Genomic DNA, 11,515 nt, shown 5'->3' on the forward strand with positions numbered 1-11,515 from the left:
TATTGTGGTATCTGATGCCATTTACGGCTGCAGCTTCGCATTGTTCAGCGAGCTGTTTGAACGCTTTGGGGTCGAAGCCGACTTTATTGATTTAAACGACGAAGGCCTGTTAAAAGAAACTTTGCGAGAAAATACCCGCTTAGTATTCCTGGAAACTCCGGCTAACCCTCACCTGAAAGTGGTTGATATCGAAAAGGTTCATGCGGTAATTGCTGATTTAGACATTAGACTCGTGGTTGATAATACGTTTATGACGCCACTGATGCAGCAACCCAAAAGGCATGGCGCCGATATTGTTGTGCATAGCGCAACTAAGTTTCTGAATGGGCACGGCGATGTGGTTGCCGGCATTATTTGTGGCAGTGACGAAGATATTAGCACCATTAAAAGTACGACGTTAAAAGACATGGGGGCAACTATCAGCCCGCATGACGCGTGGCTTATATTACGAGGTCTGAAAACTCTGGATGTGCGTATGCAGCGCCACTGTGGAAATGCTGACGCGGTTTATCAGTTTCTGGCAGCGCGCGATGATATTAAGAAGATTTACTACCCTGGAGCGCCGGATCACGAAGCGCAGTCCTTAATGGGTAAACAAATGAGCAGTCACGGCGCGGTTATTGCGTTTGAGCTGGAAGGTGATGAAACAAAAGCGCGTTATTTCTTGAATCAACTGCAGATGATTACTTTGGCTGTGAGCCTGGGAGATGCAGAGACTTTGATTCAGCACCCGGCATCGATGACACATTCGCCATATACGCCTGAAGCAAGGGCTAAAGCAGGTATCTCGGATACATTGATTCGAATTGCCGTTGGTTTAGAGGCGGCGGACGATATTATTGCTGATCTTGAACAAGCGTTGGAAGCGTGCCGCGTTCAATGGATGCAATCTGCGTAATCTGAACTAATAATAACAACAACGATCTAACACTAATGAGGAAGCAACAAGGCTGAATTATGGGTAAACAAAGTCAATACGTATCAAAGCAACCGGACGAAAACGGTATTATTCACTGGAGCGACGAAGAGAACGGTATCTGGAAAGATCTCGTTGAACGTCAGTTGGAATGCATACCAGGAAAAGCTTGCGATGAGTATATGAAGGGACTGGAATTACTCGACCTGCCGAAGGATCGCTTACCACAGATGCATGAAATTAATGAAGTACTGGAAAGAGAGACAGGCTGGCAAGTTGCAGCAGTTCCAGCATTAATTCCATTTGACGAGTTTTTTCGCTTACTGGCAAACAAGCAGTTTCCGGTAGCAACCTTTATTCGCACACGGGAAGAGTTTGATTACTTGCAGGAACCGGATATTTTTCACGAAATATTCGGACACTGCCCGCTATTAACCAACCCGGCGTTTGCGCATTTTACTCACCAATACGGTAAATTGGGTTATGCAGCTACACCTAAAGAACGGGTCTATCTGGCTCGTCTGTACTGGTTTACCGTAGAGTTCGGGTTATTGAAAACCGAAGAGGGCATTCGAATTTATGGCGGCGGTATTTTATCGTCACCGGCGGAAACAGAATATGCCGTTAATAGTGATACGCCAGAGCGTAAACCGCTAAAAGCGTTGGATGCACTGCGTACACCGTACCGAATTGATATCATTCAACCTATCTACTACACCATAGAGAGTGTGGACGAGCTGTTTAAGATATCCGACATGGATATTATGGCGTTGGTTCATGAGGCTATGGAGCTTGGGTTGTTTGAGCCGAAATTTCCACCAAAAGATGCAGCTTAAGGCAAAGGAGTAATAAATAATGTCAAACTTGGAAAATGCACGTTGTGAAGCGTGTCATGCAGACGCGCCACAAGTGAGCGATGAAGAACTGAAAGAGCTGATGCGTGAAATACCGGACTGGACTCCGGTAACAAAAGACAACGTTATGATGCTGCAGCGCGAGTTTAAGTTTAAGAACTTTAAACAGGCGCTGGCTTTTACTAACCGAGTTGGTGACATTGCTGAGGAAGAAAAACATCATCCTGAGCTAATCACTGAATGGGGTAAAGTAACGGTTACCTGGTGGACACACGCCATCAACGGTTTGCATAAAAATGACTTTATTATGGCAGCAAAAACCGACACCGTGCTTGACGCATAACTCGCTTTTGTCGATGAATGACATAAAACCCCGGTCTGTTGGCCGGGGTTTTTGTTTTTTAAGCGGGAACAATAGTGTATTATTTGCTTTACATTTAGTTCGATGCAGTAGGGTTTATGCGACTTGAGATAACGTGTGATGACCGTCTGGGTATCTGCCAGGACGTTCTGCAAATCTTGCGAGACCACGAGATTGATTTACGTGGTATTGAGGTCGATCCTAAAGGAAAAATCTTCCTGAACTTTCCTGAACTCGCTTTCGATGACTTTCGGCATTTAATGCCCCAAATTCGTCGCATTCCTAACGTTATTGATGTGAAAACCATTCCTTATATGCCGTTTGAACGCGAGCACTATGAGTTCAGTTTGTTGTTGAGCACGTTACCTGATCCGGTGCTGTCCATTGATAGCAAAGGCTGTATAGACATTATTAATGATGCCGGACTGCGGCTACTGGCTGGCCACGAAGACAGTCTTAAGGGCGAGCCGCTGATGCAGTATGTACACGGTATCTCTTTGCAGCGGTGGTTGGACAAAAAGCCTCAGGACCCTATTTATGAAGCGGTTACCATTGGTAACTCGGAATACTATGCTCAGCTTTTACCTATCTGGGTGAATGACGAGGAAGGCAGCACCGCGTTTGCGGGGGCGGTAATGACCTGTAAGTCAGAACCGGTAACAGCAAGCTGGCAGAGTCAGAGTAACGAAAAAGCCTTTGAACGCTTGCTGACAGACAACAGCACAATGAAGCGGGTGATTAAAGACGCTCAGCGAATGGCTGAGCTGGATGCACCACTTTTGATTGAAGGTGAGACCGGAGTTGGCAAAGAGCTGCTGGCAAAAGCTTGTCATCTGGCCAGCCCGCGTAAAGACAAACCATTTTTGGCGATAAACTGTGCAGCGCTACCGGATAATGTTGCAGAGAGCGAACTCTTTGGCCATGGTGAAGGCAGCCTGAGCGCTCAAAGCACTCGTAAAACTGGCGTTTTAGAGCAGTCCGCCGGCGGCACCGTGTTACTGGACTCGGTTAGTGAGATGTCTATTGGCCTGCAGGCTAAGCTACTGCGTTTTTTAGAAGACGGCGTTTTTCGACGCATCGGCGAAGAGCAGGAAGTGAGTGTCGATGTGCGGGTCATTTGCACCGCTCAGGGAAATCTCTATGAGTTGGTTGAAAGCGGTGAGTTCCGTGAAGACTTGTATTATCGACTCAATGTATTAGCGCTCAATGTTCCACCACTGCGCGAACGTAAAAGTGATATCTTGTTGTTGGCGGAGCATTTCGTTACCCAGGCCTGCAAGAAGCTCGGACGAAGCCAGGTGAGCTTAAGCAGGGCAGCAAAAGAGCGACTAAAACGTTATCAGTGGCCAGGTAATGTTCGCCAACTGGAAAATACCATGTTTCGTTCTGTCTCAATGATAGAAGTTTACACACTGGAGCCCGCCGATATACGTTTGCCCGAATTAAATCAGGAAGACGACCAGTTAGCATTAGACATTGATGACATGAGCCTGGATGATGCAGTACGCCGTTTTGAAAGCCACGTACTGCGCCGTTTATACCCCAGCTTTCCGAGTACCCGCCAATTGGCGAAACGCCTGGGACTCTCACATACTGCCGTTGCGAATAAACTGCGTGATTATGGCATTGGAAAGCAGCGCAGCGGACGCGCTCGTAAAGCAGAACGGACAAAAAACTAGCTTTGTAAATTTAACTTTACGCCTTAACAAGGCTGCACCTTGATCCAGAGCAAGTGTGTAGCCTGTACAGTAAACTTTACGTTCTGGTCATAAATTCCCCACTCAGTTATCTTTTTCTCTTATTCGCCTTTTTCCCTCATGTACCGCTACAGTCATGTTGTTAACAACCGAATAATAAGAGGAAGTAACCATGACAGATAAGATGATTAATCCGTTAAACACAGACGGTTTTGAATTCGTTGAGTATACCGCTCCGGATCAAAAAGGCATTGATGCGTTAAAAGACTTGTTCGACAAGCTGGGTTTCACTGAAGTGGCTAAGCACAAAAGCAAACAGGCCTGGTTGTACAAACAGAACGACATTAATTTCATCATTAACGCTGAGCCGGGCGGACAGGCTGAAGAGTTTGCTAAAGACCACGGCCCAAGTGTCTGCGGTATGGCATGGCGTGTTAAAGACGCTGACCACGCGTTAAAGCACTCTCTTGATAACGGCGCCAAAGCTTTCCCAGCTGATAAAGGTGTTGTTGAAGGTGTACCGGCGGTGTTTGGTATTGGCGAAAGTGCGTTGTATTTTGTCGATAACTACGAAAACCATGAAATTTATAACCAGCATTTCGATTTCTATGAAAGCTGGGAAGCGAAAATGAGCGATCACGCAGCCGGGTTGTTCGAAATAGACCATCTGACGCATAACGTATTCCGTGGAAACATGGATACCTGGGCGGGTTTCTATGAGCGCATTGGTAACTTCCGCGAAATTCGCTATTTCGACATTGAAGGTAAGCTGACAGGCTTGTTAAGCCGCGCTATGACAGCGCCTTGCGGTAAGATCCGTATTCCAATTAACGAATCTCACGACGACAAATCGCAAATTGAAGAATACTTAAAAGAGTACAAAGGCGAGGGTATTCAGCACATTGCTTTAACCAGCGACAATATCTACAAAACCGTAAAAGATCTGCGTTCTATTGGTATGGACTTCATGGACACACCTGAAACCTACTACGAGAAAGTTAATGAGCGCGTTGAAGGGCACCAGGAAGATTTAGACGCACTGCGTGAACAGCGCATTCTAATTGACGGTGCGCCAATGAAAGACGGCATTTTACTCCAAATCTTTACTCAAACCGTCATTGGTCCGGTGTTCTTTGAAATTATTCAGCGTAAAGGCAACGAAGGTTTCGGCGAAGGTAACTTCAAAGCACTATTCGAAAGCATTGAAGAAGACCAGATCCGCCGGGGAGTGTTAAGCGATGCGTAAATGGATCAGCTTTCCGAAACAGGTGGGCAAGTCATCTCGACAAGCTCACGCTGATTTTCCGGAGCAGGCCATTTATGAACGTGAAGCTGGTCGTAGTGGCTTTTTTGGCCCGGCCACGCATTTTCACCATCAGCATGCTCCGACCGGTTGGTCGGAGTGGCGTGGGCCCTTGCGTCCACGGGCGTTTGACTTTAATAAGTTAGAAGCCATAGCTCCGGAAAACCCCTGGTTAACACCTGACTTACTGCACAATAATAACTGTCGTTTTCGTTTGTGGCATTGCCACAGCAAAATGGATTATTTAGTGCGTAATGCCGATGGCGATGACTTACTCTTTGTGCATGAAGGTAGCGGTCATTTACATTGCGACTACGGCCACATTCATTTAGTGAAAGGGGACTACTTCTTAATTCCCCGTTCTACGAACTGGCGTCTGGAACCTGATGAGACCATGCAGTTGTTGATGATTGAAGCAACCAATGGCTCTTATAGCTTGCCGGAAAAAGGTCTGGTCGGTAATCATGCCATTTTTGACCCTGCGGTTCTGGATACGCCGGATATTGATGAGGCGTTTCAGGCGCAATACAGCGAAGAGCAGTGGCAGGTGTATGTAAAACGTCATCAGCAAGTGTCGGTTATTACGTACCCTTATAACCCGCTGGATGCGATAGGCTGGCACGGTGAGTTAGCTCCGGTTCGTTTGAATTGGCGTGATATCCGGCCGTTAATGAGTCATCGTTATCATTTGCCGCCGTCGGCGCACACGACTTTTGTTGCTGATCGTTTTGTGGTTTGTACCTTTGTTCCGCGTCCTATTGAGTCAGACCCGGGCGCATTGAAGGTGCCTTTCTATCACAACAATGACGATTACGATGAAGTGCTTTTTTATCATGAAGGTGACTTTTTCAGCCGTGATAATATCGATCGCGGTATGGTAACCTTTCATCCGGCAGGCTTTACTCATGGCCCACACCCGAAAGCGTTTAAAGCCGGGCGTGAGCATAAAAAGAAATTCACTGACGAAGTTGCGGTCATGCTCGACACCCGCGATGCCTTGCAAGCAAGTGACGAGGCATTGGCAGTAGAGAACCCGGACTACGTCTACAGTTGGCAGGAGAAATAACAACTTATGAAACTCGCCACATACAGAAATGGTACACGTGACGGCCAGTTAATGGTGGTCAGCAAAAATTTAAGTTCAGCAGTAGCGGTTCCGGCCATTGCATCTTGCATGCAAGAGTTGCTGGACGACTGGGACGGTATTGCACCGAAGCTTGAGAAAATTTATCAGCAGTTGAATGACAGTGACGTTGATGGCAGCGTCCAGTTCGATGAAGCTTTATGTGAATCGCCTTTACCTCGTGCGTATCAGTGGGCCGACGGAAGTGCCTATGTGAACCATGTTGAATTGGTTCGCCGTGCACGTGGTGCTGAAATGCCACCAAGCTTCTGGGAAGACCCTTTGATGTACCAGGGCGGCTCTGATGACTTCTTAGCGCCGTATGACGACATTGAAATGGGCAGCACCGACTGGGGGATCGACTTTGAAGGCGAAGTCGCCATTATTACTGATGATGTCCCTATGGGCGTTGATGCTAAAACCGCAGGGCAGCATATTAAGCTGTTGATGCTGGTTAACGATGTATCATTGCGCGGTCTTATTCCGGGCGAACTGGGTAAAGGTTTTGGCTTTTTCCAAAGTAAACCATCGTCAGCTTTTTCGCCGGTAGCGGTAACACCCGATGAACTGGGTGATGCCTGGAAAGCGAATAAAGTCCACTTACCGTTATTGTCAGAGTACAACGGTAAGGCCTTTGGTAAGCCTAACGCTGGCGAAGATATGACCTTTGATTTCGGTCAGTTAGTTGCTCATGCTGCGAAGACACGTCACTTAGGTGCCGGAGCTATCATTGGTTCAGGAACCGTCTCAAATAAACAGGGGACTGATCACGGTACGTCCATCGATGAAGGTGGCGTAGGTTATAGCTGCATTGCCGAAGTGCGCATGATTGAAACTATTCGTGATGGCAAGCCGGCAACTCAGTTTATGCAATTTGGCGACACCATTAAAATTGAAATGAAAGATGATGGTGATCAGTCAATATTCGGCACCATTAATCAGAAAGTTGTTCAATACGAAGGTCCTCAAAAGTGATGAAACTCTACGGCTACTGGCGCTCAAGCGCCAGTTACCGTGTTCGTACTGCTTTAAACCTGAAGGGCTTATCCTACGAGTATGAACCGGTACATTTAGTAAAAGATGGCGGGCAACAGCACAGTGAGGCTTATCGAAAGCTTAATCCAGCGCGGTTGGTTCCTACCTTTATCGATGGCGATGTTAAGTTAAACCAGTCCTTAGCCATTATTGAATATCTGGAAGAGTGTTACCCACAAAACCCATTATTACCGTCGGCTCCCGCTGATAAAGCCAGAGTCAGAGCCTTGGCTTATGATTTAGCCTGCGAGTTGCAACCCGTTACCAATTTACGGGTGTTACAGTATTTAACCGGTGAGTTGAATTGCAGCGATAAACAACGCTCAGACTGGATAGCAAACTGGGTAGAAAAAAGTTTTACCGCATTTGAACAGCGGCTGACCGAGTATGCAGGTGATTATTGCTATGGTAATTCGGTAACATTGGCTGATATCTGTTTGATACCTCAGGTATACAATGCACAACGCTTTAATTTGGATTTGTCTTCTTATCCAACCTTAATGGCGGTGCATGAACGTTTGCAAGCGCTTGACGCGGTGCAACAGGCTCGGCCTGAAAATCAAGCGGATGCACAATAATCCAGCGGATCCTAAAAAGGAAAAATAATATGGTGAAATCACGTCTGGTGATGGCCATTGGGGCGACATTGTTTGTCGCCTCTTGCGCATCAACCTCCCCACAAGGCACGACCACTGCTGATACGCAGAGAAGCACACCGACCATACAAGCCAACTCACTTGCCAATGCGCAAGGAACGGCTGAATTGACTATGGAACAAATTATGGCTGATCCAGACTGGATGGGGAGATTCCCTGAACAGGCTTTCTGGAGCATGGACGGTGAAGACATTCTGTTTTACCAGAAGCGCGAAGGTAGTGATATTCGTGACCTAATGATGCTGGAAAATGGGGCTGGAGAACCGCAGAAAGTTGCTGTAGAAAACCTGCACCAGTACGTGGCAGATGAAAAGGTTCATGCAGCGGATGGCAGCTTTTTAGCCTATACCTTTGAAGGCAATGTTTTTGTTCGCTTTAATGATGGTACGGTTCGCCAGTTGACACGTGACGACGCCAGGCAGCACAACCTTCAGCCTATGGCAAATGGACAACTGAGTTACCAGCAGGGTAATAACTTCTTCATTATTGATGTGAACTCAGGTTTAAGCCGTCAGGTCGCTGCTTTGGCCTTTCAGGAAAAGCCGAAAGCGAATGAAGAGCCGAAGGATTACCTGGCCCGTGAAGAACAACAGTTAATTCAGTACGTGCAGAAAGAACGAAAAGCGTCTGAAGAGCGTTTTGCTCAGCGTTCTGAGTTACAAAACCGAAATTCGACATTGGCGCCGGAGCCGTTCTATTTGCCAAAGGATAAGGAACTGGTTTCTGCAAGCTTATCGCCAAAAGGCGATTTCATGCTGATAGCCATTACCGAGCCGCAAAGCTGGCGTGACGAAGGCGATATTATGCCGAATTACATTAGCGAAGATGGCCGTGTAAAAAGCGAAAATGTGCGTCGTCGTGTGGCCGATGCAAAACCGGTTGAACACCAATTGGTTTTACTTAATTTAAGCGACGGCAGCCAGTCGACGCTAACCTACAACACCTTACCGGGCTGGAATGAAGATGTTCTGGCAGAAGTTAAACGTGAAAACCATGAAGCTCGTGGTGAAACCTATAAGTCGGAAGAGAAACCTCGCCCAATTACGCTAATGGCTGACTGGGGCTGGGAAAACGGCGCTATTCAGTGGAATGAAGAGGGCACTGAAGTTGCGGTTATGCTGGAAGCCTGGGACAACAAAGATCGCTGGCTTGCAACGGTAGACACCGCCGGTAGAAAACTGGTTTCTCAAGACCGTTTACACGATGACGCCTGGATCAACTACACTCATAACGAATTCGGCTGGTTAGACAGCGATGAGTTGTGGTTCATGTCAGAGGCCGATGGTTATTCGCACTTGTATGTTAAACCGCTTGACGGCAGCACGCGTCAATTGACTGACGGAAGTTATGTCGTTGAAGATGCAGACTTAAGCAGTAATGGCGATTACTTATACTTTCAGGCAAACATCGAGCACCCGGGTATCTATGAAGTGTACCGGGTGAAGACTGATGGTAGTGGTGACCCGGAAGCGCTGACGGACCTTGATGGTATGACAGCCTTTGAGCTCAGCCCTGAAGATGATGAGTTATTGCTGACGCATTCAACGCCGTTAATGCCACCAGAGCTATACCATAAGTCTGTCAATGCTTCTGGAACAGCAGAGCGTTTGACTCATACGGTTTCGGAGAAGTTTTTAAGTATTGACTGGACGGCTCCTGAGTTGGTGGGGGTGGATTCCTCTCATGTTGACGAGCCTATTTATACCCGCATCTATAAACCAGAAGGCTTTGATGAAAACCGGGCTGAAGAATATCCTGCGGTTGTGTTCATACACGGTGCTGGCTATTTGCAAAATGCGCACATGGGCTGGTCAGGGTATTTCCGTGAGTTCATGTTCCATAGTTTGTTGAATAAGCACGGTTACGTGGTTGCTGACCTCGATTACCGTGGCTCAAAAGGTTATGGACGCGACTGGCGCACCGCTATTTACCGTCAAATGGGCACGCCGGAAGTTGAAGATCTGGTCGATGTTGCAAGTTACTTAGAAAGTGACCTGAACGTTGATGGTGACAAATTAGGAACTTATGGCGGTTCTTACGGTGGCTTCCTGACTTTTATGGCTTTGTTTAACGAACCCGGATTATTTGAAGCGGGCTCGGCGCTGCGTCCTGTTACAGACTGGGCTCATTACAACACAGGCTATACGTCTAATATCTTGAACTTGCCACAGGATGATGCAATTGCGTACCGTCGCAGTTCACCCATCTATTTTGCTGAAGGCTTAGAGGATGCCTTGTTAATCAATTCACCCATGATTGATGACAATGTTTTCTTCCAGGACAGTGTTCGCCTTGTTCAGCGGTTGATTGAGTTGAAGAAAGAAGACTGGGAAACGGCAATTTACCCGGTAGAGCCGCACGGTTTCCGCCAGCCAGAAAGCTGGCTGAACGAATACCGTCGGATATTTAAATTGTTTGAGGAAAACTTAAAGTAAACTTGTCGGTTTTACTCATCCCGACTAACGGCGTCGCTAATGCGGCGCCGTTCTAGTTTGTACAGCAATAAAGAACTTACTAAACCCGCTGCGTGAATATAGCTAACGTGCTCTCCGACAAAATGGGTAGGTCGCCAGCCCAGGAGTTCAGCAATGACTTTGGCAACCAGTGCTATCAATATTAGCCACATCCATTTTTTACCTGAACGAGTGTCCTTTATTAAACAGTAAGCCAGTAAGCCATGGAGTACTCCTGATAAACCAACAAAGCTAAGGTTCAATGGAGCCAGCCAGAGCAATAAAGCAGTTGCAGTGCCACTGAGCAATAACGCATTAATTAACCAGCGGGTGGTCCAGTATTCCCGCCAAATTAGAACAATAAGTGTTAAGCCAATAAAATTGAATAAGGCATGCCACCAGTCAAGATGAATAAAATGGGTCGTAATGAGTGGCCAACCCTCGGACATGACAGTACTTGAGTTAAAGCTCAGTGTCGCATGCCAGTGAGGCATCAATTGCAGAAAAACCGATAGTAGCAGAACCAGAATGAGCCCTGCCCAATATTGGTTAAACCTCTCCATTTACTTTCCTTTTCGTTGCGTCATTGGTTTCTGGTTCGTATGATAGGGCAAATTGTTCCTAATATGAATGAGGCCTTATGAAGTTCTGGCTCCCTGGTTTAATAGCCGCAGGCGTTTTATCTGCCTGTAGCCCTGGTACTGAACAAGAAGTACGTGAACCGGAAGCGGCTACTGGTTTTTCCGAGAAAACCGCTGCGACCGCCAATAAGTACATGGTTGCTGCCGCAAATAAACATGCAGTTGAAGCCGGGTATCATGTATTAGAAAAAGGCGGCTCTGCCGTGGATGCGGCTGTAGCAGTTCAGTCAATGCTGGGATTAGTTGAGCCTCAGTCTTCAGGTATTGGTGGCGGCGCTTTTATTCTCTATTGGGATAACAACGAAAACAAGCTTTATACCATTGATGCGCGTGAGACTGCACCTCAGGCTGCTACAGAGGAACTCTTCCTGGACGACAAGGGTAATCCACCCAAATGGATAGAGGCTGTCGTTGGCGGTCGCTCAGTAGGGACTCCCGGTGTTCTTCGCGGACTGGAGCTGGCTCATGAACGCTGG

The 11,515-nt window shown here is 47.1% G+C and carries 11 protein-coding genes; 10 read left to right on the top strand and 1 reads right to left on the bottom strand.

Annotated elements, in window-relative coordinates:
* From B3180_RS00430 to B3180_RS00470, 9 genes are all read left to right on the top strand, one after another.
* A partial coding sequence (locus B3180_RS00430) for a trans-sulfuration enzyme family protein (RefSeq protein WP_286842233.1) occupies positions 1-898 on the top strand: 898 nt, incomplete at its 5' end.
* Positions 899-957: 59 nt separating this feature from the next.
* Complete coding sequence (gene phhA, locus B3180_RS00435) at positions 958-1,752, top strand: phenylalanine 4-monooxygenase (protein ID WP_054487971.1); 795 nt, start codon at positions 958-960, stop codon at positions 1,750-1,752.
* 19 nt (positions 1,753-1,771) lie between these two features.
* Positions 1,772-2,113: a 4a-hydroxytetrahydrobiopterin dehydratase gene (locus B3180_RS00440; RefSeq protein WP_222235413.1), complete on the top strand. Its 342-nt coding sequence runs from the start codon at positions 1,772-1,774 to the stop codon at positions 2,111-2,113.
* Positions 2,114-2,229: 116 nt separating this feature from the next.
* Positions 2,230-3,810 carry a transcriptional regulator TyrR gene (tyrR, locus tag B3180_RS00445; protein WP_286842238.1) on the top strand — a complete coding sequence of 527 codons (1,581 nt, stop codon included), beginning with the start codon at positions 2,230-2,232 and terminating at the stop codon, positions 3,808-3,810.
* 190 nt (positions 3,811-4,000) lie between these two features.
* On the top strand, positions 4,001-5,074 hold the full coding sequence (gene hppD / locus B3180_RS00450; protein ID WP_199493749.1) for a 4-hydroxyphenylpyruvate dioxygenase: 1,074 nt from the start codon (positions 4,001-4,003) through the stop codon (positions 5,072-5,074).
* Positions 5,067-6,197, top strand: coding sequence for a homogentisate 1,2-dioxygenase (locus B3180_RS00455; RefSeq protein WP_011233973.1), 1,131 nt, complete (start codon positions 5,067-5,069; stop codon positions 6,195-6,197). The genes hppD and B3180_RS00455 overlap by 8 nt, the downstream gene beginning before the upstream one ends.
* 6 nt (positions 6,198-6,203) lie before the next feature.
* The gene (locus B3180_RS00460; RefSeq protein WP_222235412.1) at positions 6,204-7,229 is read left to right on the top strand and encodes a fumarylacetoacetate hydrolase family protein; all 1,026 of its coding nucleotides are present in this window, start codon (positions 6,204-6,206) and stop codon (positions 7,227-7,229) included.
* Positions 7,229-7,867 carry a maleylacetoacetate isomerase gene (maiA, locus tag B3180_RS00465; RefSeq protein WP_278358830.1) on the top strand — a complete coding sequence of 213 codons (639 nt, stop codon included), beginning with the start codon at positions 7,229-7,231 and terminating at the stop codon, positions 7,865-7,867. Before B3180_RS00460 ends, maiA begins: the two co-directional genes overlap by 1 nt.
* 29 nt (positions 7,868-7,896) lie before the next feature.
* Positions 7,897-10,380 (top strand): S9 family peptidase, encoded by a 2,484-nt coding sequence (locus B3180_RS00470; RefSeq protein WP_278358722.1) that lies wholly within the window; start codon positions 7,897-7,899, stop codon positions 10,378-10,380.
* An 11-nt stretch (positions 10,381-10,391) separates the two neighbouring features.
* Here the strand turns inward: B3180_RS00470 and rrtA are convergent, their stop codons facing one another.
* A complete protein-coding gene (rrtA, locus tag B3180_RS00475) occupies positions 10,392-10,961 on the bottom strand; it encodes a rhombosortase (protein WP_278358721.1) in 570 nt (189 codons plus the stop codon).
* 77 nt (positions 10,962-11,038) lie between these two features.
* On the opposite strand from rrtA, the gene B3180_RS00480 reads away from it, so the two are divergent.
* Positions 11,039-11,515: gamma-glutamyltransferase (locus B3180_RS00480; protein ID WP_286842244.1), on the top strand; the 477-nt coding region annotated here is incomplete at its 3' end.

The organism is Idiomarina sp. UBA4206 (genome assembly GCF_002383015.1).
In the GTDB taxonomy this organism is placed as follows: Bacteria; Pseudomonadota; Gammaproteobacteria; order Enterobacterales; family Alteromonadaceae; genus Idiomarina; species Idiomarina abyssalis.